The organism is Acrocarpospora sp. B8E8 (assembly GCF_039871605.1).
GTDB classification, from domain to species: domain Bacteria; phylum Actinomycetota; class Actinomycetes; order Streptosporangiales; family Streptosporangiaceae; genus Acrocarpospora; species Acrocarpospora macrocephala.
Window position 1 is genome coordinate 186,817 of record NZ_JBDPLV010000009.1, and the last position, 24,533, is coordinate 211,349.

At 69.9% G+C, this 24,533-nt stretch carries 22 protein-coding genes and 1 pseudogene; 4 read left to right on the plus strand and 19 right to left on the minus strand.

The features are described 5' to 3' along the window. The first annotated feature begins 27 nt into the window (after nucleotides 1-27). On the plus strand, nucleotides 28-2,769 hold the full coding sequence (locus ABGB08_RS11280; RefSeq protein ID WP_347589147.1) for a tetratricopeptide repeat protein: 2,742 nt from the start codon (nucleotides 28-30) through the stop codon (nucleotides 2,767-2,769). Between the two features lie 57 nt (nucleotides 2,770-2,826). Here the strand turns inward: ABGB08_RS11280 and ABGB08_RS11285 are convergent, their stop codons facing one another. Continuing rightward, nucleotides 2,827-3,207 (minus strand): VOC family protein, encoded by a 381-nt coding sequence (locus ABGB08_RS11285; RefSeq protein ID WP_347589149.1) that lies wholly within the window; start codon nucleotides 3,205-3,207, stop codon nucleotides 2,827-2,829. 448 nt (nucleotides 3,208-3,655) lie between these two features. Here ABGB08_RS11285 and ABGB08_RS11290 point away from each other — a divergent pair, with 448 nt between their 5' ends. After that, a complete protein-coding gene (locus ABGB08_RS11290; RefSeq protein ID WP_347589151.1) occupies nucleotides 3,656-3,859 on the plus strand; it encodes a hypothetical protein in 204 nt (67 codons plus the stop codon). Between the two features lie 10 nt (nucleotides 3,860-3,869). Here the strand turns inward: ABGB08_RS11290 and ABGB08_RS11295 are convergent, their stop codons facing one another. The 13 genes and pseudogenes from ABGB08_RS11295 to ABGB08_RS11355 all read right to left on the minus strand — a co-directional run bounded on the left by ABGB08_RS11295 (nucleotide 3,870) and on the right by ABGB08_RS11355 (nucleotide 16,193). Next, nucleotides 3,870-5,027, minus strand: a complete 1,158-nt coding sequence (locus tag ABGB08_RS11295) for a HAMP domain-containing sensor histidine kinase (protein ID WP_347589153.1) — start codon at nucleotides 5,025-5,027, stop codon at nucleotides 3,870-3,872. After that, entirely contained in the window at nucleotides 5,024-5,728 is a 705-nt protein-coding gene (locus tag ABGB08_RS11300) for a response regulator transcription factor (RefSeq protein WP_347589155.1), read from the minus strand. Before ABGB08_RS11300 ends, ABGB08_RS11295 begins: the two co-directional genes overlap by 4 nt. Further along, nucleotides 5,700-6,902, minus strand: coding sequence for a glycosyltransferase (locus ABGB08_RS11305; RefSeq protein WP_347589197.1), 1,203 nt, complete (start codon nucleotides 6,900-6,902; stop codon nucleotides 5,700-5,702). The genes ABGB08_RS11300 and ABGB08_RS11305 overlap by 29 nt, the downstream gene beginning before the upstream one ends. Next, complete coding sequence (locus ABGB08_RS11310; RefSeq protein ID WP_347589157.1) at nucleotides 6,788-7,762, minus strand: hypothetical protein; 975 nt, start codon at nucleotides 7,760-7,762, stop codon at nucleotides 6,788-6,790. Before ABGB08_RS11310 ends, ABGB08_RS11305 begins: the two co-directional genes overlap by 115 nt. Further along, nucleotides 7,759-8,415, minus strand: coding sequence for a DUF998 domain-containing protein (locus ABGB08_RS11315; RefSeq protein WP_347589159.1), 657 nt, complete (start codon nucleotides 8,413-8,415; stop codon nucleotides 7,759-7,761). The genes ABGB08_RS11310 and ABGB08_RS11315 overlap by 4 nt, the downstream gene beginning before the upstream one ends. Before the next feature lie 247 nt (nucleotides 8,416-8,662). Then, nucleotides 8,663-10,231 carry a nucleoside hydrolase-like domain-containing protein gene (locus ABGB08_RS11320; RefSeq protein ID WP_347589161.1) on the minus strand — a complete coding sequence of 523 codons (1,569 nt, stop codon included), beginning with the start codon at nucleotides 10,229-10,231 and terminating at the stop codon, nucleotides 8,663-8,665. A 282-nt stretch (nucleotides 10,232-10,513) separates the two neighbouring features. Then, nucleotides 10,514-10,679, minus strand: a pseudogene (locus ABGB08_RS11325) (IS1380 family transposase); the annotation flags it as partial. Between the two features lie 372 nt (nucleotides 10,680-11,051). Beyond that, on the minus strand, nucleotides 11,052-12,287 hold the full coding sequence (locus tag ABGB08_RS11330; protein ID WP_347589163.1) for a hypothetical protein: 1,236 nt from the start codon (nucleotides 12,285-12,287) through the stop codon (nucleotides 11,052-11,054). 189 nt (nucleotides 12,288-12,476) lie between these two features. Next, entirely contained in the window at nucleotides 12,477-13,316 is an 840-nt protein-coding gene (locus tag ABGB08_RS11335; RefSeq protein ID WP_347589165.1) for a helix-turn-helix transcriptional regulator, read from the minus strand. Nucleotides 13,317-13,472: 156 nt separating this feature from the next. Next, a complete protein-coding gene (locus ABGB08_RS11340) occupies nucleotides 13,473-13,940 on the minus strand; it encodes a molybdopterin cofactor-binding domain-containing protein (protein ID WP_347589167.1) in 468 nt (155 codons plus the stop codon). After that, on the minus strand, nucleotides 13,921-14,436 hold the full coding sequence (locus ABGB08_RS11345; protein ID WP_347589169.1) for a hypothetical protein: 516 nt from the start codon (nucleotides 14,434-14,436) through the stop codon (nucleotides 13,921-13,923). The genes ABGB08_RS11340 and ABGB08_RS11345 overlap by 20 nt, the downstream gene beginning before the upstream one ends. Before the next feature lie 171 nt (nucleotides 14,437-14,607). Further along, complete coding sequence (locus ABGB08_RS11350; protein ID WP_347589171.1) at nucleotides 14,608-15,585, minus strand: xanthine dehydrogenase family protein subunit M; 978 nt, start codon at nucleotides 15,583-15,585, stop codon at nucleotides 14,608-14,610. Beyond that, nucleotides 15,585-16,193, minus strand: a complete 609-nt coding sequence (locus tag ABGB08_RS11355) for a (2Fe-2S)-binding protein (protein ID WP_347589173.1) — start codon at nucleotides 16,191-16,193, stop codon at nucleotides 15,585-15,587. Before ABGB08_RS11355 ends, ABGB08_RS11350 begins: the two co-directional genes overlap by 1 nt. A gap of 610 nt (nucleotides 16,194-16,803) precedes the next feature. Between ABGB08_RS11355 and ABGB08_RS11360 the strand changes: the two genes are divergently transcribed. Together ABGB08_RS11360 and ABGB08_RS11365 are read left to right on the plus strand one after the other, a co-directional pair. After that, nucleotides 16,804-17,742, plus strand: a complete 939-nt coding sequence (locus ABGB08_RS11360) for an SDR family oxidoreductase (RefSeq protein WP_347589175.1) — start codon at nucleotides 16,804-16,806, stop codon at nucleotides 17,740-17,742. A gap of 115 nt (nucleotides 17,743-17,857) precedes the next feature. After that, nucleotides 17,858-18,754: an LLM class F420-dependent oxidoreductase gene (locus tag ABGB08_RS11365; RefSeq protein WP_347589177.1), complete on the plus strand. Its 897-nt coding sequence runs from the start codon at nucleotides 17,858-17,860 to the stop codon at nucleotides 18,752-18,754. A 413-nt stretch (nucleotides 18,755-19,167) separates the two neighbouring features. On the opposite strand, the gene ABGB08_RS11370 is transcribed toward ABGB08_RS11365, so the two are convergent. The 5 genes from ABGB08_RS11370 to ABGB08_RS11390 form a co-directional block, all read right to left on the minus strand. After that, nucleotides 19,168-19,824 carry a VTT domain-containing protein gene (locus ABGB08_RS11370; RefSeq protein WP_347589179.1) on the minus strand — a complete coding sequence of 219 codons (657 nt, stop codon included), beginning with the start codon at nucleotides 19,822-19,824 and terminating at the stop codon, nucleotides 19,168-19,170. Between the two features lie 312 nt (nucleotides 19,825-20,136). After that, complete coding sequence (locus ABGB08_RS11375) at nucleotides 20,137-21,297, minus strand: glycosyltransferase family 1 protein (RefSeq protein WP_347589181.1); 1,161 nt, start codon at nucleotides 21,295-21,297, stop codon at nucleotides 20,137-20,139. A 43-nt stretch (nucleotides 21,298-21,340) separates the two neighbouring features. Further along, complete coding sequence (locus tag ABGB08_RS11380; RefSeq protein ID WP_347589183.1) at nucleotides 21,341-22,198, minus strand: SGNH/GDSL hydrolase family protein; 858 nt, start codon at nucleotides 22,196-22,198, stop codon at nucleotides 21,341-21,343. An 11-nt stretch (nucleotides 22,199-22,209) separates the two neighbouring features. Further along, complete coding sequence (locus tag ABGB08_RS11385) at nucleotides 22,210-23,373, minus strand: glycosyltransferase (RefSeq protein ID WP_347589185.1); 1,164 nt, start codon at nucleotides 23,371-23,373, stop codon at nucleotides 22,210-22,212. Between the two features lie 263 nt (nucleotides 23,374-23,636). After that, the gene (locus ABGB08_RS11390; RefSeq protein ID WP_347589187.1) at nucleotides 23,637-24,155 is read right to left on the minus strand and encodes a hypothetical protein; all 519 of its coding nucleotides are present in this window, start codon (nucleotides 24,153-24,155) and stop codon (nucleotides 23,637-23,639) included. Between the last annotated feature and the right edge of the window lie 378 nt (nucleotides 24,156-24,533).

The following is a 24,533-nucleotide window of genomic DNA, read 5'->3' on the forward strand; positions in this document are numbered from 1 at the left end:
CGCCCCGAATCCAGCAGGATGACCAGGATGACCGCTGCGCTAGTGATCACGCACCGGCGTCGGCTCGGCCTGACCCAGGAAGAACTCGCGGACAGGTCCGGCCTGAGCGTACGGGCGATACGCGACATCGAGTCCGGCCGCGTGGGCAGCCCGCGGCCGACCACGCTCCGCCTGCTCGCGGACGCCTTCGGGCTCGCGGACGACGACCGCGACCTCTTCGTCGGCTCCGCCCGCGTGCCCGCTCCCGCGCCGACACGCGAGCCCGCAGGTGAGCGCCCGTGGCCGCGGGTGGCGCAGCTGCCGCCGCCGGCAGGCGTCTTCGTGGGCCGGGCCGAGCAGCTCGCCCGGCTGGACGCCCTGCGGCCCGCGGGGCGGCGCCTTCCGGCACCCGTCACCGCCACGATCGTGGGCGCCGCCGGGGTGGGCAAGACGGCCCTCGCCGTGCACTGGGCGCACCGGGCCGCCGCGCACTTCCCCGACGGGCAGCTCTACGCCAACCTGCGCGGGCACTCCGCCGAATCGTCCGTGGCACCCGAGTACGCGCTCGCGGGCTTCCTCCGCTCGCTCGAGGTTCCGGCCGAGCAGATCCCGCGCGACCTCGACGAACTGGCGGCGATGTACCGTTCATTGACTTCCGGGCGGCGCATTCTGGTCCTGCTGGACGACGCCGGGACGCCCGGCCAGGTGCGCCCGCTCCTGCCCGCGAGCGGCCTGGCCCTGATCACCAGCCGGGACGAGCTCCGCGGGCTGGTCGCGCTCAACGGCGCGCATCCGGTCGTGCTGGCTCCGCTCCCGGCGGCCGAGTCGCTCGTCCTGCTTGGCCGCGTCCTCGGGCGGGACAGGGTCGAGGCCGACCCGGGCGCCGCCGGTGAGCTGGCCGGGCTCTGCGCCCACCTCCCGCTGGCGCTCCGCATCGCCGCCGCCGACCTGACCACCCACCCCGAGCTCACCATCCGTACGGCCGTGAGCCGCCTGGCCGCGGACCGCCTGAACCACCTGGAGATCGCGGGAGACCCCTCGGCGGCGGTCCGCGTCAGCTTCGACCTCTCCCTCGACGCCCAGCCGCCGCCCGTCCAGCGGGTCTTCCGCCTGATGGGCACGGCCCCCGGCGGCGACATCTCGATTCCCGCCCTCGCGGCGCTGGCCGGGATCTCGACCGGCGAGGCGGCCGAGGCGACCACGCTGCTGGCGGGCGCGCATCTCGTCGACCGCTCTCCCACCGGCCGCTCCGCCATGCACGACCTGCTGCGCGCGTACGCCGTGGAGCGCGCGGCGCGCGAGGACGGCGCGGCCGGCACGCGGGCGGCCCTGACCCGGCTCTACGACCACCTCCTCGGCCTGGCCGACGCCGCCGCCGACATGCTCTACCCCGAGGTGCTCCGGCTGCCGCGACCGGCCTCGGGCTCCCGCCACGAGTTCGAGGACGGCTTCGAGGACGGCAAGGCCGCCGCCGACTGGCTGGAGGCGGAACGGGAGAACCTCGTCGCCGCCGTCATCCGGGCCGCGGTGGACGGCCCCCCGCATGTCGCCTGGACCCTCACCGCCGCGCTGCGCGGCTACTTCTCCATGCGGATGCTCGCCGTCGACTGGTCGGCCTGCGCCGAGGCCGCCCTGGCCGCAGCCCTTGCGTCCGGCGAGTGCCGGCCCGCCGCCGTACTCGAACTCGGCCTGGCCTGGCTGCACGTACGGCACAGCCGGGAGAAGGAGGCGATCGACCACTACACGAAGGCGCTGGAGTTCGCCGAAGAAGCCGGATGGGTGGACTGCCAGGCCGCCACCCTGGGCGCGCTCGCTTCCGTGCACTTCTACTCCGGGCGGCTGGACCAGGCCGCCGACGGCTACGCGCGGTCGTTACGGGCCAACGAGGAGGCCGGCAACGTCGGCGGCCAGGCGGTCCAGTCGAGCAACCTCGGCCAGGTCTGCTACGAGCTGGGCCGGACCGCCGAGGCGGCGCACCACCTCGCCCGCGCGCTGGAGCTCTATCGGCGGATCGGCTCCCGATCCGGCGAGTCGCACGCGCTCTCGGACCTGGGCGCGGTGTACCGCGTCGCGGGCGACTTCCGCCTGGCCGAGAGCCACCTCGACCAGGCGTGCGCCCTGGAGCGGGAGGTCGGCGACCGGCTCGGTGAGTCGGAGTCGCTCCATCGGCTCGCCGCGGTCCACTGCGACACCGGCCGGCTGCCTCGCGCGCACGAGCTCGCGCAGGAGGCCATCTCCGTCGCCCAGGAGATCGGCCACCTACGCCTCCAGGTCCGGGCCAGGACCGTCCTCGGGACCGTGCAGTTCCACCTGGGTGACCACCGGCAGGCGTTCTACACCGACCTCGAAACGTTGCGGATCGCCCGCGACGCAGGAGAGCGCGTCCCCGAGATCACCGCGTTGATCGGCCTCGCCCGGGCACGGCACCGGCTGGGCGGCATGGACGACCAGTCCCTGGACTACGCCACCGCGGCCCTCGCGCTGGCGCGCGGCACCGGCCACCGCGTCCTCGCGGCTCAGGCGATGACCGCCGCCTCCGAGATCCACCTCACGCGGGGCGAGACCGCGCTGGCCCTCAGCCGGGCATCGGACGCCATCGCCCTCCACGAGCAGACCGGCCACCGCCCCGGCGCCGCCCGGACCCTGATCGCGCTGGGCAACGCACTGCGGCGCGAGAACGGCACCGGCAAGGCCCGCCCGGTCTGGGACGCCGCCCGTGCGCAACTGGCCGAACTCGGCATGTCCGACGAAGAGTTCCGCGACCTGGTCGACCCGCAGTACTGGAGCTAGCACGGTCTCCGGTGTTCAGGTTCTTCTTGGTCGATGTCGAGGCGTGACCGATAAGCATCAAAGCGGGTCGAGGCGGGCCCTGAGCAGGCAGAACTCATTGCCTTCTGGGTCGACCAGGACATGCCACGGCTCCTGCCCTGTCTGACCGATGTCGGCCGGGCGAGCACCGAGCTGCAGAAGGCGTTCGAGCTCGGCGTCCTGATCGCGGTCGGTGGCGTTGACATCGATGTGCAGCCGGGATTTCCCCTCCTCCGGCTCATCCCTGGGACTGAGGATGATCGTCGGCTGCGGACCGCCGAACCCTTCGCGCGGCCCGATCTCCACCGAGCCGTCGTCCTCGCGATCGAGCACGACGAAGTCCAGGACCTCGCACCAGAACCGTGCCAGCACCTCAGGATCGCGGCAACCGAGCACGAGCTCGCTGATACGACATGCCATGAACGAAACCTACTCTCAGCCTGGGAACCGCGGGGAAGGCCACACGCGAACCTCATGGCTCCCAGCAGCGAAAACAATCCCGCGACCGTACCAAACGAGGCCAGCACGGGCGAAATGTTTTCAGGGCCGCACTGTCCGGGCAGCCGGGCAAGGCCGTTGGCCATGCAGTCGGGAAGCTGACTTTGAGATTCGCTAGATTCATCGACATCGGTGATCATCGGGGCGTGAGCTCGACGGAAGCCCTGCCGCGTCCACCGCTTACCGGCGCGGTATGACCTGGAACGTTCCGTCTGTGTCCGGCGATAGAGACGTGTGGGCATCCAGCCGCCGGACGATCCGTCGGAGTTGATGCGCGCGGCGCATCGGGCGGTTGGGTGCGGTTGTGGGACCGTGCCACCGGAAGGCAGATCGGCCCCGCCCTGCCGACTCCGACGGCTATGCGGTCTCGGTGGCCTTCAGCCCGGACGGCCGTACCTTGGCGAGCGGCAGCAGGAGCGGTGACCTCAACAGCGCGGAGGGCTGGGTACGGCTGGTGGCGGGTCCACCGTCCGATCTTCCCACCACCATGTGCGCGTTCCCCGGGGATCCGTTGACCCGGGGCGAGTGGGCGCAGTACGCACGCGGCGTGGAGTTCCGTATGGTGTGTCCGTAGACGATGCCCGTCAGCCCGAGGCGCCTGGCGGTGCCAGCGGCAGGCGGACGGTGAAAGTCGCCCCTTGGCCCAGGCCGTCGGAAGTGGCCGTGATGCCGCCGCCGTGAGCGCGGGTGATGCCGCGCGCGATGGTCAGGCCGATGCCGCTGCCGCCCGCAGGGGCCGGGCGGCCGGGGTGCTCGACGCGTTCGAACCGGGTGAAGATCCGGGTGAGGTCGTGGGCGGCGATGCCGACCCCGTCGTCCTGGACGGTGATCTCCACATGCGGGGCCGGGCTGGCGCCGGTGCGCACGGTGACCGACACCCGGCCGCCGGGATCGCAGGCGCGCAGGGCGTTGCCGAGGAGGTTGACCAGCACCTGGGCGATGCGGCCTGAATCAAGCAGGGCCCTGACCGGCGGGGAGGGGGTCATGGCGAGCGTGACCTGGCCGTCGTCGAACTGGGGACGCAGCTTTTCGACGGTGGTCCGCGTCAGTGCCGTCACGTCGGTGCGCGAGTGTCGCAGGGTGAACGCGCCCTCCTCGACCCGGGAGAGGTTGGACAGGTCGTCCGTGAGGCGCCGCAGCCGGGCGAGATCGTCGGTGAGGGAGGCGAACATGGCGTCGTCGGGGGTGAAGATGCCGTCGGCCATTCCCTCGATCTGGCCGTTGAGGATGGTGATCGGGGTGCGCATCTCGTGGGCGATCTCCGAGACCAGGCGGGCGCGGCGCCGCTCGATGTCGGCGAGTGCGGCGGCCAGCCGGTTGACGTCCTCGACCAGCGCGGCGAGTCCCGGCTCGCGAGGGACGTTGAGGACATCGTCGTAGTGCCCGTCGGCGAGGCGGTGGGTCGCCGCGCTGACCTGGCGCAGCGGCCGTAGCAGGAACCGGGAGAACACGAGGGACAGGCCGAGCGCCGCGATCATGCCGACGGCCAGCGCGGGCAGGACCATCTCAAAAACGATGTCTCCTTCGCCCGGGCCGACCAGCGCGGCCACCAGCGCTTCGAGGTCGGTACGCCCGGTGGCGGGCGCCTGGCGCCAGAACATGTCGGAGGTGGAGTTCATCACCAGGAGCGACACGACCAGGACCGTCAGGTGGGACAGCGTCAGGCGGATGGTCAGCGGCAGCGCCAGCAGCCGCCGTACCGCGGCCCAGGCGCTCCTCCGGTGACGGGGCGGGCGGGTCATCCGGCGGGGCGGGCGAGGAAGCGGTAGCCGATGGCGCGCACCGTGCCCACGAACCGGGGCGCGCTCGCGTCGTCGCCGAGCGCGCGCCGCAGCGTGCGGATGTGGACGTCCACCACGCGTTCGTCGCCGAAGAAGTCGCGGCCCCATACGTGCTCGATCAGCCCGCGGCGGGTGAACACCCGGCCCGGCGCGCGGGCCAGGGCCACCAGCAGGTCGAAGTCGAGCGCGGACAGCTCCACCGTACGGCCGGCGTCGCAGGTGACCGTACGCGTGCCGGGGTCGATGACCAGGCCGTCGAAGCGCAGCGTCCGTTCCGCCGCGGCCTGGGCCGGGGCTTCCGCGCGGCGCAGGATGGCCCGCGCCCGCAGGGCGAGTTCACGGGCGCTGAACGGCTTGGTGACGTAGTCGTCGCTGCCCGCGGTGAAGCCGATGACCCGGTCCACCTCCTCCGTCCGGGCGGTGAGCAGGATCACCGGAACCTGGTGGGTCACCCGGATCCGGCGCAGCACCTCGAAACCGTCCAGGCCGGGCAGCATCACATCCAGCACGATCAGGTCAGGCCGCTCGCGGATGGCCGCGGCGAGACCGGAAGGGCCGTCCGCCGCCTCCAGGACCTCGAAGCCGTCCGCCTCCAGGTAGCCACGCAGCGTCATCCGGATCTTGGGTTCGTCGTCAACGACCAGAATGCGCTGTGTGCTCATGGTTCTCCCTGCCACGGGCCGTCGTGAGCTTGGCCGCTTCCTGATAGAGGGTTTCGAAGGCGTCCAGGGTGAGCCCGATGTCGTGGCGGGCGACGATCTCACGGCTGGCTTCGCCCATGCGCGCCCGGCCTTCGGGGTCGCCCAGGATCGAGCCGAGGGCCGCGGCCAGGGCCGGGACGTCGCCAGGCGGGAAGAGCAGTCCGTTGCGTCCTTGGTGCACCAGATGGGGCAGCGCCGTGGCGTCAGCGGCGACGACGGGCTTTCCGGCGGCCATGGCCTCCATGGTAGCCAGGCTCTGCAGTTCGGCGGTGCCGGGCATGCAGAACACGTCGCAGCGGGCGTAGGCGTCCAGGAGCTCCTGGTCGCCGACCAGGCCGTGGAAGGTGACGCGGTCGGCGACGCCGAGTGCGCGGGCCAGATCCTCCAGGTCACGGCGGCGGGAGCCGTCGCCCACGATCTCGGCCGTGACCGGGAGCCGCGCGGGCAGCAGCGGCAGGGCGCGCAGGAGTTCGCCCACGTTCTTCTCCGCGTCCAGCCGGCCCACGAACAGGACGCGTAGTCCCTCGCCCCGGTTCTTCGCCGTGGGCTGTGCGAAGCGGCGCAGGTCCAGGCCGCAGGACACCGGGAAGACGGCGCCGCCGACGAGGCCGTGCTCGCGCATCAGCCGTACGGCGCGGGGGGTGGGGGCGGTGACGATCTGGGCGCGGTGGAAGACCCGTACGAAATCGCGCCAGGCCAGCCGGCACGCGGCGGCGGCGAGCCGGTCGGGAAGGGAGGTGTGGCCGACGAGGTTCTCCGGCATGAAGTGATTGGTCGCCACCACCGCGACGGCCGCGCGCCGCGCGGCACTGATCAGTGTCCGGCCCACGGCGAAGTGGGACTGCACGTGGACGACGTCGGGTGCGATCCGGTCCAGCAGCCGGGCGGCCGAGCCGCGGATCTGCCAGGGCAGGCAGACACGGAAGGCGGGATGGAACGGGGTGCCGTGGGAGGCGAGCCGGTGCACGGCCGGGCCGTCGGGTGTGCCGCGCTCGGGACCGGCGCCCGTGGCGGGGCAGATCACGTGCACGTCGTGGCCTCGGCCGGCGAGTCCGGTGGCCAGGCGGTGGGCGAAGTTCGCGGCGCCGTTGACGTCGGGCGGATAGGTGTCGGCGCCGATGACGATACGCCGGATGGGACTGCCGGACATGAGTGCTCCTGTCGTGCGGAAAGGGATAGGGGGAGGACGGCGCCGGAGAGGCGGACGACCCCGCCGACCGCGACGGCGGCGAAGGCCAGCCCCAGAGCGGCGATCGGCAGGGTCAGGCCGGGGGCCTCGCCGAGCAGGCCGATGCCGATGGTGACGGCGACCAGCGGGTCCACGACGGTGAGCGTCGCCACCGTGCTCTCGGGCGGACCGTCGGCGTAGGCGCGCTGCACGAGCCAGAATCCGGCCAGGACCGTCGCCGCCAGACCGGCGAGCGTGCCGAGCAGGGGCGCGCTGATGCCGTACGAGGCGAACTGCTCCGTCGCGGCCCGGATCAGCACAGAGGTGCAGCCGTAGGCGGTACCCCCGCCTATGCCCAGGACCAGGCACCGGGCCCGGCCCCTGAGCGGATGGGCGATCAGCAGGCAGGCGGCCACCACGGCGAAGACCAGCGCACCGGCCTGAATCTGCGCCGCCGTGGAGACCGGGCGGGGGACGGTGTTCAACGCGGCGAGCACCGCGAAGGCGCCCGTCCCGACGAGGATCGCCGCCAGCGCACGGCCGGTGTCCCACCGCAGCGGGGCGCGCCGCACCCGCAGCGCCCACACCACGCTGATCACGATCCCGAGCACCCCGGCCGGTTCGATCACGGTCACCGGAGCCAGCCGCAGCGCGTTGACCTGCAATACCGCCCCCGCCGCCAGCAGCGCCAGCCCCGCCAGCCAGCGGGGCCGCCGCACCGCGGCCGCCAAGGACGCGCCACCCGCCGACGCGCTGTGCTGCAGCCAGGTCCCGGCCGTGAAGCAGCAGGCGTTCAGGACCGCCAGGCCGATGGCGAGCCAGGTCACCTGCCCTCCCGGCTCGCCGGCACCACACCGGCCAGCATGAACAGCAGGCTCATCTCCAGGGCGAGGGTGACCCGCTCGGCCAGCCCCAGCCAGCCGCCGATCTCCTGTACCGCCGGGGTCGGGGCCGGGGCCGTGGCGCACAGATGCGCGCACATGAAAGCGAGGCAGCCCGCCACACTCGCCCAGGAGGTACGGCGCAGTGACCGCGCCGTCGTCTCCCAGCCGGGCCGTTGCCCCAGCCGCCGGGCGATCAGAAGTCCGGCGGCCGGGAGTGCCGCCACGGCTCCGCCCGCCGCGTACCGGTGCACCAGCCCGCCTATGGAGGGGACGCCCGGCGGATCGGTCCGGAAGACCGCCGCGAGGGCCAGCCCGCCGCACCACGCGCCCAGCAGCGCGATCGCCGGCGCGCCGACCGGCAGCCTGGACCGTGCGAGTCCGGCGACCAGCGCCGTCGACCCCATCGAGAGACAGGCCACGGTCCCGGCGAAGACCTGGTCCGCGCCCTCGTTCAGCGCGTAGTCGCTGAACACGTGCCGGACCGTGTCCACCTGCTTCGCCCAGCCGAGGTGCAGGGCGGCGGCGCCGACCAGCGACCCGGCCAGCCCGGCGTGCGCCGCGACCACGAGTTTTCGGGTGAGGGGAAAGCTGTCCATGCCCCGACAGCGAACCGGGGCATCATGTGGCGCGTACGACGTCGACCGTGAAGCTTCCGTGAAGCGGGCGCCGTCAACCGGCCGTGAGGTAGCGGGTGAGCATGGCCACCAGCTCGTTCATCATCGCGTCCGCGATTCTCATCATCGGCGTCATCACCCTGAGGATGAGGCCGACGGCGGTACTACGCCCGGCGGGCGGCGGAGGTCGCGAGATACGCTTCCTCCGCCGCCCAGGGGCATCGGGTGCTCAGTCCTTTACGGTCAGTACGACACGCTGGTAGGAGGTGAGGGCGGGAGAACCGTCGTCCGTGCTCTGCAGGACCAGGTGGATGCTCTGGCCGGGTGCCGCGTCGTCGGGGACGCGGAACTGTACCTTGGCGAGGTCCCGGCCGGGCGAGCTCTGGGTGAGCGAGACGGTGCCGGGGTAGGTGTCCGCGTCGGTGTACTGCCACCACTTACTGGTGACGTCGTCTCGATCGGGATCCGTGGTGTGGCCGACGAGTGTGACCACCTGGCCCCGGCGGACGTTACGGTCTGGCTGCCCGCTCACCTTGACGCTGGGCCGGTGGTTCGCGGCGGAATATCTCGGGGTGACGGTCCACTTCATCCGGGCGGCGAAGTCCTCCTGAGCCGCGCCGAACCAACGGGTCGAGGCGTAGTCGGCTGAAGAGGTTCCGCTGGGGTCGACGTCGGGCCCGCTCCGGCCGCCCCAGCCGCCGTAGCTCGCATCGACGTAGCCGCGCAGTCCGTTGTCGAGCAGGTTCATGAAGATCGATGTGTCTCCTTCGGAGATCCACGATCCCTTCTCCTGTGGCGGAGTCCACACGATGTATCCCATCGCCCGGAGTTGCTCGGTCGTCAGGCCGGAGAAGCCGAAGTAGTCGAAGATGTCGCCGGGCACCATCTGCTTTCCGTCGCCCCAGACGCGGTAGAACGCGCCGAACGGTCCCACATCCGACACGTTGGTTTTCGTCCATGCCGAGGACAGATACTTGCCGTCCTCGGGCCGGACGACATTGCGCGCGCCGTAGCCCCAGATCCTGGTGGACATCTGGCGGAACTCGATGTCCGGCCAGTTGGGCTTGATGTAGTTGGCGTAGGTGTTGTCCTGGTCGCCGAACGACTGGATGATCGCCTTCTGCGACACCTTGTGGTAAATGGCGGGCCACTGGGGCGTGTTCTCGTACTGGTCCTTGATGGACTTCAGTGCCCGGGCGATCGTGCTCTGGCCGGCGCCGGTGAGCAGGTAGACGGGCCCGGGCCGGTTGTCCAGCAGCGCTCGCCTGACCAGGTCGGATCCGGGGGAATCCGTGGAGATGTCGCCGTCGAACTGGATGTTGCCGTTGAGGATTCTCGACGTCAGCTCTCGCGGGTCGGGGTATCCGTCGGCGTGCTTCCGCAGATTCGGGTACACCTGCTGGTAGATGTCGACCGCATCGTGAATGAAGCGTTCGCCGGGACTCCAGCGCCACGAAGTGCACGGGCAGAGGTTCAGTCCGAACCTGGTGTACTCCCGCCCCGGCACGAACCATTTCGTGCCATTGCCGTCGCCAGCCCAGTGCACGCCGCTGCTGGAATATATCAGCGCTTCGGTGCTGAACTCGTTGCTGTAGAGCAGGTAGCGGATAAGCGTGTTCTGGTCATCCAGTTCGGGGTCGTGCATAAGGATGACGCGCGGCTTGTCGTTGACCGGCCTTCCGGCACCGTCCGCCGAGGCGGGAGCGGCGGGTGTCAGGCTGCACAGAACGGCGGCGGCCAGGGCGGGAATCGCCGCCCGCCTCAGGGGGGCGCGCAGCGCTGATGCGGCTTTCTTCATTTGTGCGTCTTTCTTTGACAGGGTGCTGTTACTGAGAATGAGTTTGCTGTAATTCGTGAGCGGAGGAAGGCTGCGGAAAGTCGGCAGCGTTCTCCGGTTCCCGTCGATCTGGGCGGCTAACGGAAACCGGAGGACAGTCGTGAATTTTTATTCATGCCTGGTGGTTTATTCAGTAACCTGAAATTAACGTGCCACCCCAAAGTTGTCAATGGCATCGAAGAGGCGCCGCGGATCTCCGGCCCCGGATGCCGCCGCGAACTGCCGATCATCCTGCGCGGCATCGGCGAGGGTTTTGACCAGCCGCGAGACCGTCGGATCGGAGGCGATGGGGCCGAACAACTTCCGCAGGGATCGAGATGCCAGCCAGGCAGTCTCCGCCGAGCGCGAGCGCCACCGCCAGGTCCGTCACGATCTTTCCGGGATCATGCACCGCTCGGGGAGTCCGCCACGCCCCAATGCCTGTGACATGTCCTGATCGAGGCCCGTCACTCTCAGTGTCTCCACCAGGAGCAGGCCACCGGCCCTGACAGACCCAATCCCTTGCCGTCTCCAGCCGCGACGATCTTGGGACGATAGCCGAGAGTCGCCGGGTAAGTTCCCGATGGAATCGACCGGCATCCTCCAACGACTCGTCGGCGACGACAACCTGCCGGAGGAGATGAACGCGCTCATCGACACACCCGGCGGGTTCGGTTCAAGCGAACGACCGATCGTGCGCTGGCCGCAGGCGGCCTCTCGACACGAACGGACGTCTATCGGGACCTGTTCGATCGGCTCGATGCCAACCGCGGGCAGGTGCCGCGGTTGGCCTTCGGGTCCGTCAGCCGAGCCAGGTGGCGAGCTGGGTCATCGCGGTGGCGGACCAGCCGAGTTTGAGGTGGTTGAGGCTGAGCGTGGCCGTACCGGCTCGGGTGGTGATGCCGTCGGGGGCGGTGCAGCTGGCGACGAAGACCGCGCCGTCGGAGGGGCCGGTGTGCTCATTGTGCAGCAGCGCCATGTCCGGAGAGTTGCCGCACAGCTGGTAGACGGCCACGCTCGCCGGGGTACCCGCGGCGATCAGCGGGGCGACCAGGGAGCCACGGTCGATGGCCCACTGGATGCCGCGGCCGTAGGTGTAGAAACCGGTGCCGCCGTAGTAGGTGGTGTACCAGTCCTGCTCGGTGACGGGCAGCGGGTAGACGTCGTCCCAGCGGTAGAGCATGTCGTCCGAGCCCGGGTAGGCGTTGCCCTCGTAGCTCAGCTCGGGGTGGTTGCGCCACAGGCCGTAGCAGATCATCTTCGAGTGCGGGGCGGGCGCGTTCAACGTTCCCCCGCATTCGGGAAATATCGCGAAATCGTGGGTCCAGCCGTGCCGGTAGCCCCAGTCGAAGCCCTTGTTCGGCCCGCCCACCAGCAGCAGCTTGCGGACATCGCCCGCGTACGGCGTGCCCCACGGCTGCCGCAGCGAGGAGACGTACATGCGCGCGTTGAAGGCCCCCTTCGACCAGCCGATCACATCCACCTGCGCCGCACCGGTCTTGGCCCTGATCTTGGCCACCGCGTCGGCTATCTGCTCGGCCCAGTAGTGGCCATCGCCCGTGACGTGCGGAAACCCGATCGCGAAGACCTTGTAGCCGCGCGCGTCCAGATACTGCATGAGCCCCGTGGTGGGACAGCTGGCCTGGCCGCAGCCGTAGGCCCCGCGGGCGTTGGGGTTGGCCCAGGCCAGGTCGGCCGTCTGGTTGGCGCCGTGGACCAGCAGCACCGGGGTGGCCTTGGTGCCGCTCTGCCAGCCGGGCGCGTGGTAGAGCAGGAACCTGGAGGAATGCGGCCGGGCGACGTCGCCGAACAACCGCCTGGTCTGACCAGTGTGATCGCCCCGACCGTCGGGAGGATAAGTCTCGGCCTGGAACCCGGAGGAGTTGTCGCGGTAGCGCTCCACGCGCGCCCAGCCGTTCTCCAGCGAGGTCGTGTAGCTCGCCTCCAGCGTCACCGAAGCGGAGGCGTCCGCGGGTAACGCCGGCACCAGCAGGCCCGCCACCAAGGTCGTGGCTGCAGCGATTCGCCTGAGAATCATCACATCTCCCGTCAGCCGATCGTGATGTCACCTTCTTCCTCGCGACTGACCGGTGCAATGTGGGCCGCGCCCACCTCGCAGCCCACCGATATGTGGAGACTCAGAAGAATGCGTGGGAACCGGTGCTGGACACCCTTGCGCGCGTTCTCCGGCTCGACAACGGCGAACGTGCCTACATGTTCGAGTTGTTCAGCGAAGCGCCTGCGTCCCGATGACGGACAGCAGGTGCAGCTTCTCGTAGCTCTCGCTGCCAGGGATGGCGGTGTAGACGAGCAGCGAGTGAGCCTGGCCAGGGTCGACCAGCCGCTGGCACGTCAGCTCCAAGGCGCCGACCTCGGGGTGGATGAAGTGCTTGACGTCGTGGGGGCGTATCCCGATCTCGTGCTCGTCCCACACCCGCCGGAACTCCTCGCTGCGGGCGAGGATCAGGTCGGCAAGATCCGCGGCTCGGGAGTCCGGGCCGCGGAGGGTGACGATCTCGCGCAGCCCCGAGGCGTACATGCGGGTGAGGAACGGACGCTCCTCGGGCGCGTAGAGCTGTCGGACGGCCGGATCGGTGAACCACCGGTACCCCGCGCTGCGGGCGGGCCCGGTGTACTGCGTCGTGTCGCCGGTGAGCGCGACGCCCATCGGGGTCTGTCGCAAGGTCTCGCCGAGCTCGGTGACGATCTCCGCAGGGGTGTCGTTCAGGCGATCGAGAATGCGCAGCAGGCCGGGGCTGATGTGCTCGCTGACTCCGCCGCGGGCGGGCGGATTGTGTCCCGCGAGTCGGAACAGATGGTCCCGCTCGTCGAGCGAAAGGTGCAGCCCCTGCGCGATCGAACCGAGCATCTGGCTCGACGGCTGCGGCCCGCGCTCCCGCTCGAGCCGGGAGTAATAGTCGGTTGACATGTGGCACAGCGACGCGACTTCCTCGCGTCGTAGCCCGTCGGTCCTGCGACGGGGACCGCGCGGAAGGCCGACATCTTCGGGTTGCAGTGCCCCCCGACGACTCCGGAGGAACTCCGCCAGCCCGGCGCGATCGATCATGGCACTCCCCTCATCTCGCGGTGCTGCTTCGTTTCTACCGCCTGCGGGTGGCGGTAGCCACGGACCGCCGATCCCCCCATCCCGAGCGGAACTGTGACCGGGCGTTGCCGCCGTTCGCTGTGCCTGGGCTTCTGTACGTCTGGATGGTCTGCGGGTCTATAGCAGCTTGTCGAGGGTGATGGGAACGTCGCGTACCCGGGTGCCGGTGGCGTTGAAGATGGCGTTGCCGACTGCGGCGGCCGAGCCGACGGTGCCGACCTCTCCGACACCCCGAGCCCCGAAGTCGCTGATGACGGGGTCGGGCTTGCCGAGCCAGTGCACGTCGATGGCGGGGATGTCGGCGTTGACGGGCACCAGGTAGTCGGCCAGGTTGCTGCCGGCCAATCGCCCGGTGTCGAGCTCGGGAGGGTTGTCTTCCAGCAGGGCGTGACCGATGCCGAAGATGACGCCGCCGACGAGTTGGCTCCGGGTGGCTTGGGCGTTCACGACGCGCCCGATGTCCACGACTGTGGTGAAACGCGTGACGCGCGGTTCACCGGTGAACCGGTTGACTCTGACCTCGCAGAAGTGGGCACCGAAGCTGTGGAACTGGTACTGGGTGGCTTCAGCGCCTGGCTGGGCCACGACGGTGGCGTCGACGCCCGGAAGACCGACGGACGATGTCGCTGGCTGCGAGCGCCGCGTCGATCGACTCGACGCCGGGGGCGAGGACCGTGGAGGCAGGAGGGTGCGTGCCGGGCGGCCCAACGGCCGGTGCGCCGGGCGAGTTGCCGGTGAGCGAGGTGCGCGGCGGCCGCACGTCGTAGGTCGTGGTGACCAGGCCCGCGGCGTCGCGTGCCTGCTCGAAGGTCTCGGCGACGACCATGGCGATGACCTGTCCATGGAAGCGGACGTCAAAGTCTTGCAGGGGTGCGTAGTTCTCGCCCACGCCGGGCTGCACATACAGCCTCAGCGGATTGAACGGGCTGTACACGGCGATGACGCCGGCAGCGTCCAGCGCGGCGGCGGTGTCCATGCTGCGGATCCGGCCCAGCGCGATCGTGCTGGTGACCAGGTAGGCGTAGGCCTTGTCGGGGACCTGGTAGTCGGCTGAGTACCGAGCGGCTCCGGTGACTTTCAACCGGCCGTCGACGCGATCGATGTCGCGTCCGACTGGGAGACGGTCATCGTGACTCCTGACTGCTGGAGATGGCTTCCAGTTCTGGCACCGCAGTCCCGGCGGCTCCAGTAGGTGCGTGACGACGGGGCGGGATCGTGGTGAATGGCGCGCTGGCGGTGTCGTCCTGGTCGTTCATCGGCGTTCTTGCAGGACGGTGAGGGCCCGGACCAGCGTGCGCCGCAGGAGCGCCGGTTTGAACGCGTTGTGCGTCAGGGGCCGGGCACCGTCCGCGGCGTTGGCGACCGCCGCCTCGAACGTGTCGGCAGTGGCCGGCCTGCCGTTCAGTGCTTGTTCGACTGTCGTCAGCCGCCACGGTTTGGTCCCCACCCCGCCGGCGGCGATCCTGGCGTTCCGGATGGTACGGCCGTCCATCTCGAGCGCGACGGCCGCGGAGGCGAGGGCGAACTCGTACGACTGCCGGTCGCGGATCTTCAGATAGGTGGAGTGTGCCGCCCATGTCGAGCGCGGGATGGAAATGCCGGTGATGAGCTCACGCGGTTGCAGAACGTTCTCGATGTGGGGCGTGGTGCCGGGAGGTGTGTAGAACTCGTCAAGCAGCACGGTACGGGTGTCCCGCGCCCCGGCCAGATGCACCTCGGCGCCGAGGGCCACCAGCGCGACGGCCAGATCGCTGGCGTGCGTCGCCGCGCAGGCGTCGCTGGTGCCGAGAATCGCATGGATGCGGTTCACTCCGGTCAGCGCCGAGCAGCCGCTGCCGGGTTCCCGCTTGTTGCACGCGGTCGAGAGGTCACGGAAGTAGCCGCATCGGGTGCGCTGCAGCAGGTTGCCTCCGATGCTCGCCATGTTGCGCAGCTGAGCGGATGCGCTCAGCTCCAGCGCTTCAGCAATCATCGGATAGTGCTGGCGCACGGTGCGGTTGGCGGCGACGTCGCTCATCCGCTCGAGCGCGCCGATGTGCAGCCCGTTGCGGTCGAAGGTGACGCCGCGCAACGGAAGCCGGTTGATGTCCACGACATGGTCCGGGGTCATCACCTCGAGCTTCATCAGGTCGACCAGGGTCGTACCGCCGGCCAGAAAGGCGGTACCCGTCCCCGCGTGCATGAGGGCCTGGCGTACCGAGCGAACCTGCGTATAGGCGTAGGGCCGCATCAGCGCATCACCTTCTGGGCGTCTCGGATCGCGTCGACGATGAACGGATAGGCACTGCACCCGCAGATGTTGCCCGACATGCGTTCGCGGATCTCGTCGTCGGAGCTTGCGCGGCCCTCATCGACCATGGCGACCGCCGACATGATCTGCCCGGGCGTGCAGAAGCCACACTGAAAACCGTCGCGTTCGATGAAGGCCTGCTGCATCGGATGGAGCCGGTCGCCTTGGGCGAGACCCTCGATCGTGGTGACCTCACGGCCGTTGGCCGTGGCCGCAAGCGTCAGGCAGGAGAGCACGCGTCGCCCGTCGACATGCACGGTGCACGCCCCGCACTGCCCACGGTCACAGCCCTTCTTCGTCCCGCAGAGCTCCAGCCCTTCGCGGAGCGTGTCGAGCAGGGTGGCCCGGGGGTCGACCTGGGTCGTGACCGGACGACCGTTGATCGTGGCCCGTACCGTCACGAGATCGTTGTCCGCTGCGGCCTCGGCCGGGGTGGCGTGCACCGCCGTTGCCAGCAGCGGCGCGGCTGCCGCGGCGACGCTCCCGCCCAAGAAGCCTCGCCGGGACACCGCCGACCGGCTGTTGCCCGCGTCGTCGTCTGGGTTCATCGAATCTCCCGGAGGGTGGGCATCGGATAGGACAGCACCAGAACCACCGGCACGGTCGACCGGCCCAGGTGCTGCTTCCAGGCTGATCACCGAAGTCGACGACTACCAGGACCTGTCGATCCCAGGTTCAGGTCGTCCAGGCCCGGTGAGCCGGAACATGTTCCTGCCACCGGTGGGTGCGGTCAGCGAGGGATCGTCGGCCCGCCCCTTCCGGCGTTGCGGTGGCTCGGTTATCCACGGATCGGGAGGCCGTGGATGCCCTCCCGGCGATGAGGAAATCTCGATGGTTCACGCCCAGCCATCGCAGGAGCGGTACATGAAGAACGAAACGGCCGCGTCGCCCTCGCGACAACTCCCCGTCGACGACGAGCCGGCGGGCATCGCGGGGGACGCCCGCCAGGCCCTGAAGAACTCGGGGGGCCGATCGGGATCGCCGTCGCCGCCGCTCCCACCGTGGCATTCGTCGTCGCGTCCGAACGCGCCGACGCCGCCGAGAGGCGGATCAGCGATCCGTGGATAGGGCAGCCCTGAATCCGCAGACGGCGAGGTTCGAGCATGGACTCACACGCCGACCCGCGGCGGATTCGCCGCAGAACGAAGGAGACCATTCATGGCTCGGAACATCGACATCGCCATCCCCGACCTGTCCGGAAAGCTCGCTGTCGTCACCGGTGCGAGCGACGGGATCGGGTTCGTCATCGCCCGCCGCCTGGCCGGGGCGGGGGCGGAGGTGATCACGCCGGTCCGCAATCCCGCCAAGGGCGAGAAGGCCGCCGATCGCATCCGCAGTCTCGTCCCGGGTGCGAGGATCGCCACCCGGGCCCTTGACCTGTCCTCGCTGGACTCGGTGGCCGCCCTCGCGGACCAGCTCGTGGGTGAAGGCCGTCCGATCGACATCCTCGTCAACAACGCCGGCGTGATGACGCCGCCCAGCCAGCAGGTCACCAAGGACGGTTTCGAGCTGCAGTTCGGTACCAACCACCTCGGTCACTACGCCCTCACCCTGGGGCTGTTGCCGCTGCTGCGTGAGGGCAAGGCCCGGGTCACGCATCAGACGAGCATCGCTGCCCGAAGCGGCGCGATCAACTGGGGCGACCTGAACTGGGAGCGCAGCTACGACGTCAGAAAGGCCTACAGCCAGTCGAAGATCGCCGTCGGCCTGTTCGCCCGCGAGCTGGACGAGCGCAGCGCCGCGGCGGGGTGGGGCATCACCAGCAACCTGTCGCACCCCGGGGTCTCTCCGACGAACCTGCTCGCCGCGCAGCCCGGCATGGGGCGGCCGAAGGACACCGGCCCGGTCCGCGCGATCCGCGCGCTCTCCCGCATGGGCATCCTCGTGGGCACCGTCGAGACCGCAGCCCTGCCGGCGCTGCTGGCCGCGACCGGTCCTGACGCGAAGGGCAGCGAGTTCTACGGCCCCAAGGGCCGGAGCAACCTCGGCGGCGCTCCTGCCCGGCGAGACCTGTGGCCTCCGCTGCGCAGCATGGACGACGCCCGCAGGCTCTGGGAGGTCTCCGAGGGGCTGGTCGGCGTGCGATTCCCCGCCTGACCCCCAGAGAACGGATCGCCGGCCGCCGCTCTCGAGAGCGCGCGGCGATCCGTCTTGTCCGATGGATTCACGCTCCTTGGTCCCGTCCCCCGCGCATGGGGACATGCAGAAGCAGATGAGAGGAACAGAAGAACACATGCAACTCGGCATCCACTTCATGAACTTCGCCTTCCCCGCCGGAACACCGCAACTGGCGACGACCATCGCCGACGCGGCCAAGACCGCCGATGAGGCCGGCGCGGCGTGGTTCACCTTCATGGACCACTACTTCCAGATGGAGCAGCTCGGCGGTGCCGCCGCGCCGATGCTGGAGGGCTACACCTGCCTCGGCTTCGTCGCGGGACAGACCCGCAACCTCCGGCTCGGCCTGCTGGTCACCGGCGTCACCTACCGTCATCCCGGCCTGCTGGCCAAGATCGTCACCACCCTCGATGTGCTCTCCGGAGGCCGCGCGATGCTCGGCATCGGAGCAGCCTGGTACGACCGCGAACACGAAGGACTCGGCGTGCCCTTCCCGCCGCTGGCCGACCGGTTCGAACGACTGGAGGAGACGCTCCAGGTCGTGCGGCAGATGTGGAGCGACGACGACGGCCCCTACGACGGCGCCCACTACCGGCTCGCCGAGACCATCAACGTCCCCCAGCCGCTACAGCAGCCGGCGCCCCCAATCCTCATCGGCGGCGCCGGCGAGAAGAAGACCCTCCGGCTGGTCGCCAAGTACGCCGACGCATGCAACATCTTCGCGATGGGACCCGACGTCGTGAAGAGCAAGCTCGACGTCCTCGCCCGACACTGCGAGAACGAGGGTCGCGACTACGCGACCATCCAGAAGACCATCCTCGGCGGCCCCGACCCCCTCGCCGACACCGACGCGTTCCTGGCCGAGATGGAACGCTACGCCGCGATCGGCATCGACCACGTGCAACTCGTGCCTAACACCCCGGACCCGATCGCGTTCGCCGCGCAGCTGGGAGAGCGCGTCATTCCCCGCCTGGCCGCCATCGGCGCATGATCGATAACCGCTCGGGGGGTCAGCACCGGCCGCGTAATCGATGGGGATAAACGGGAAATAACCGGCATTCGCCCCTGCGAACACGATCACATTGACGATCTTGCAGGTGACCGCAAAGCTGGAGGAAAGATCGGATAGAAGCCCGCTGAACAGCGGAAATACCGCACTACTGATCCTTAGTGAGCGCACGGCTGGTCACCAGACGCTGGATCTGGTTCGTGCCCTCCACGATCTGGAGGGTCGTCGGCCATAACCCAGTTTCCGCAGGTCAGCGCAGGTTCGGGTGGCCGGGTCAGCACCGACATTTCTCGGTCCCCGCCTCACCGCCGCCGAACTCCGCGAAGCCCTCGCCATGGTCTGAACCCGGAAGCGCCAGGGAATCGGCTGTTCCCTGTCAGTGCACTCGATCGCTCCTAGGGCCCGCGTGTGCCCACCGACTGACGCCGCTCGTGCCGCCGCCGACGTAGTCGGCGCACCACCGGGATCGCCGCCGCGACCAGAGCGACCAGGGCGACCAGCGGCACGACAAGATCCAGGTTCCGGCGAATCACCCCGCCGGCGACCGAGCCCAAAATCAGGTAGCTGGTCACCCAGGCAGTCCCCCCGATCATGGCCCGTAACATGAACTTCCGGTAGGAGACACCAAACGCGCCCGCCAAGATCGGGGTCAGGGCATGCACCACCGGCATGAAGTAGGCGACCGCGAGAGCGGTGCCGCCGACCGCCAGGTCCGCCATCGCCCGCTCGGCACGCCCCCAGCGTTCCCGCCCCACCCAGCCGCCAACACGACCCACGCGCAGCTGCGGGCCAAACCGGGAGCCGATCAGATAACCCCCGGATGCGCTGAGAAAGCACCCCACGATCCCCGCCACGGCCACTCCGGCGATCTCCCACGGGCCATGCAGCGCCATGCCGGCGACGAGGAGCGCGGCGTCGCCGGGCACCAGCAGGCCGACCAGCAGCGTCCCTTCCATGGCGAGCAGAAACAACAGGGTTAACCCGACTATGGCGGGGCTTTCCCGATCCAGCGCCAGCAACAGCGTTGCGATGAACTCCTGTAACTCGCTCATCGCGACCACCGCAGACGAGCGTGTGTTTGGGTCATGCTCCCTATATATGCGCGTCCCCGCGCCCGTCGCTTCGGCCAGAACCCTGAGATGGACCCTGAGATGGACCCTGAGATCACGGCGATAACCGCACGAGCCGCACCTTCGCAAGCGCTCGCAACCGAAGCCGGCCGATCAGCGGAGCGCCTCTGCCAGGTCGGCGTTGATCGCGGTGGCGGCACGCAGCCCAGTGGCCGCAGAACCGATCATCTTTTCCATGGGTGGGTGAGCCGCGCTGGGCGGCGCGACAGGATCAGGGCCTCCTGGGCATCAGATCTACGACATCAGGCTCTGGTGAGGCCGCAGCCGGCCCGGCGCCGGCGCCTCCGAAGGACTCTCATCCCCTTCGAGGACCATCTCGTAGTGCTCGACGAGCCGCTCGCAGAGCGCGGTCCACGTGCTGGCCAGCACGGACTTCCGGGTTTGCGCGCTCATCCGGGATCGCGCGGCGGGATCCGCCACCAGGTGCTCCACCGCCTCCCGCATCAGAGCGGGCGATTCCGGCGGGTAGAGCAGACCGTTGTGCCCCGGCCGTACGAGGTCCAGCGGGCCGCCCGCGGCCGCCGCGACGACCGGGACTCCAGCCGCCAGCGCTTCCTGCACGGCCTGGCAGAAGGTCTCGTTGGCGCCCGTGTGCACGAACACATCGAACGAGGCGAGGATCCGCGAGAGGTCCTCGCCGGTGCGTAACCCGCAGAACACCGCGTCGGGGAGCCGGCGGCGCAGCGCCGGCGCGGCCGGGCCGTCCCCCACGACGACCAGCCTGACGCCCCGCAGGCCCGCCAGCTCGGTGAGCAGGTGCACGCGCTTGTCCGGAGAGAGGCGGCCGACGTAACCGACGATCACCTCGCCGTTCGGTGCCAGCTCCCGCCGCAGCCGCTCCGAGCGGTGGGCCGGGTTGAACCGGTCGAGATCCACGCCGCGGCCCCACAGCCGCAGCCGGGGAATCCGGCGCTCGACCAGCTCGGCCATCGTCGCGGTGGAGGGGGCGAGCGTGCGGGCCGCCCTGGTGTGGATATGTCGCAGCCAGGACCAGATCATCGCGTCCATCCCGCGCACGCCGTACTGCCGGGCGAAGCCGGCCAGGTCGGTCTGGAAGACGGCGACGGCGGGGACGCCGAGCTGGACGGCGGCGGTCACGCCCGCCGCTCCCACGACCGTGGGAGAGGCCAGATGGATGATGTCGGGCTTGAAATCCGTCAGCACCGTGCTGATCCGCCGGCTTGGCAGCCCCACCCGGAACGACCGGTAGAACGGCGGTTGGAATGCCGGGGTGGCGTGGACGGGGAACCCGGCGTAGGTGCCCGGTTCACGGCACGGGGCGATCACGGTCGCCTGGTGGCCCCGGTCCGCGAGATGCTCCAGAACCCGGCAGACCGAGTTCGTCACCCCGTTGACCTGAGGGAGAAAGGATTCGGAGACGATGGCGACTCTCATGCGGGGTCTCCCTTGGTCGCGCCGTTCGGCGAAGGGTGGGTGCTCATGCCGGGGGTAGGCAGATGCGGCGCAGGACGGGCTCCAGTTCCGCCTGGAACCGGTCGTCCAGCACGGTCGTCCGCCCTCGCGCGGCGTGCCAGGCCTCACTGAGGACGAGCGCGCCGAGCCGGGGCAGGAAGTCCCGCGCCCGTCGTACGACCCAGCCGGTGCCCTCGACCGCCATCCAGCGGGCGCTCGCCCACGCCGTGGCGCTCGCCCCGGATGGTTCCTCCTCCGGCATCGCACGGACGGGGACCCCGCGAGCGGCCAGCTCGGCGGCGAACAGCCGGGCCAGCAGATGGTGGCCGCGCACGCTGGGATGCAGGCGGTCGACGCTCCACATCCGGCGTTCGTACAGGGCGGGGTGGGCGGCCAGGTCGACGTGGACCGTCCCGTGCGTCTCCGCCAGCCCATCGAGGATCATGTTGATCGCGCGCATCCGTCGGGTCAGCGGTCGTCGTACGAGGTCGGGGACGCCGAGCATCAGGCCGGGGTCGGGCAGGCGGGCGGTGAGGACGGTGGCGCCCGTACGGCGCAGTCCGCCCACCACCGTCTCCAGGTCGTGGGCGATCGCGGGCAGCGAGAAGTCGCCCCGCAGGGTGTCGTTGACTCCGGCCAGCACAGCGGCCAGCGTCGGCCGCAGGGACAGGGCCCGGGGAAGCTGGCCGGTGGCGAGATCCCGGCAGGTCGCCCCGCTGTGCGCGAGGTTTTCGAAGGCCACCTGCTCGCGAGGGCCGAGCGCGTCCGCCAGCAGCCGGGCGTAGCCCCGCCAGCCGCCGCCGGGCAGCGGGTCGCCCAGCCCCTCGGTCACCGAATCGCCAAGCGCGACCAGTCGCGTCGTCGTCATCGTCAGCTCTGCCATCGCCGTCGTGGTCACTGTCGATCTCCGCTGCGCACCGGGGGCGCGGGCAACCCGTGGGCCTGCAGGAACCCGGCCGCGGAGGAGGGCCAGCCGAACCGTGTCGCCTGGCGGCGGGCCGCGGTGCGACGGTCCTCCTCGTCGCGGACCAGCAGCCGCTGGATCGCGTCGGCGTACGCCTCAGGACCACCGTGGACGGCGATCCCCCCGTCACCGATCACCTCGGGAAGGGCGCTGTGCGCGGACACGACGACGGGCGTTCCGGCGGCCAGGGCCTCCAGCGCCGCGAGGCCGAACGTCTCGACGGGCCCGGGTGCGATGGCGACATCCGCCCCGGCCAGCAGGCGTGCGACCTCGTCACGGTCGGCGACGTGCCCGAGGAACCGGACCGGCAGCCCGCCGGCCAGCTTTTCCAGGGCGCGCCGTCGGGGGCCGTCCCCGGCGACCACGAGCACCGCCGGCACGCCCCGGCGGCGCAGCTCCCGCAGCGCCAGGATCGGCTGGTCCGGCCGTTTCTCCGCGGAGAGCCGGCTGCAGTGCACGAGCAGGTGCTCGCCGGGGCCTGCCAGTGTTCGCCGCAGCGCCGGATCGCGTCGGCTGGGGGCGAAACGGGTCAGGTCGACGCCGAGCGGCACGCGAACAAGGTTGGGCACACCCAGCCGCCGGAACTCGGCGGACGCCCAATCGGTGGTGCAGATCACCATGTCGAACGAGCGGGCGGTGGCCAGGTTGAGCCGGTCCGCCAGGGTCCGGGTGAACGGGGTCGGCGGGCCGCCCGGGTCGCGTACGGCACGGGGAGTGAACAACCGCAACAGGCCGTCAAGGCTCTCATGCGACACCATGGCGGAACGGACGCCGCGGGAGCGCGCCCAGTCGCCCGTCCAGCGGAGGGTCGTACGGTCCGACACCTCCAGCCGGTCGGGCTTCAGATCGTCGAGCAGGCGGACGAGCGCTCGGCGGGCGGTGATGACGCGGTATCCACCGGTGGCCGGCACGACCGGCCCAGGCACGGTGATGACCAGCCCGGCTCGGGTCTCCCGGTGTCCGGGACGATCGCCTGGAACGACCAGGACCACGTCGTGCCCCGCGGCCGTGTAACCGGCGCCCAGCTCTTCAAGGGCGGTCCGGAGGCCCCCCGAGCGAGGCGTGACGAAGTTGGCCAGTCTTACGATCCTCATGGTCCATCCGGGCATCGGAACGGGCACCTTGCTCCGATGGTGGACGGGGCTGCCGCCTGGACAGATAACCCCGTATGACCTGATCCTCAACCTTTTCTAAACAAAGCCGTCGATTCCGCCATGGCAGGGGACAAATGAGGCAGGAGTCGCCTTGATCAAAGAGTGCCGACATGCAAGCCGTGGTGGTCTCGGCCTTGGCCCCGCGTGGAGCCCGGGGCTCCGCTTCTGCCGTGGCAGTCCGCCGTACCCTCGTGAAAGCGCTGCTAGGCGACCTTCGGTGAACTCGCCGTCCACGTGTTGCAGGCGCCGGGCTTACCGGCCTGGTAGCCCTTCTTGATCCAGTACAGGCGGTTGGCGGGTTTGCCGTTCCACTTGTAGCCGGCGTACTCGCGGGGCTCCATCCCGGCGATCACCGGTTTGAAGTCCTTGATCTTCCGGCCCAGGCTCTTGGCGGACACCCCGGCCAGGCAGTCGGCCTGCAGGTAGAAGCGGCGATTCTGCTCCTCCATGTCTTCTCCGGTCCGGTCGTTGGGCAGTGCCCACCACGCCCGGCCGATGCCCGTCTGTCCCTGGACCACGCCACTCCACGCCCGCATGACGGCCGCGAACGCCTTCACGTCGCTCTTGGACTTGATCCAGTCGTTGGCCAGCCGGACTTCGATGGTCTGGCCGCAGATCTCGACGTAGGAACCGGCGATGTCCAGCCCGGTGGCGCAGGACTCCTTGTCGGTCTTGAACATGACCGCCACCGGCTGGAAGTCGTCTACGAAGACACGCTCCACGTGTCCGTCGCGACGGTCGCCGACTTGAGGGAGCGGACGATCACCGTGGGGGGATTCGCGAAGGGCGTTCACGGCACGGCGTGCTGCGGCACTCGACCTGCTAGGGAGCAGCGGCTGCTCCGAATCTAAGGTCATGATCTTCAAGAAGTTTCGCAGCTGCTGTTGATCACAGCCATAGAATGATGGCCCGTCACGGATCGCCGGTACCGTACCAGCTGTCTCTGACGGATCACGGCATTCCGTAGGTCGATGGGTGCACGACAGATTTGTAGGTGACGATCAGGGTCGGCTGGTTCTGGCGGGTCAGGCGGTTCGTGTCTGGTTGTGGATCTTCGGCCAGAGTTCGTGCCATCGGCCGCTGGCGTCCAGGCAGCGTAG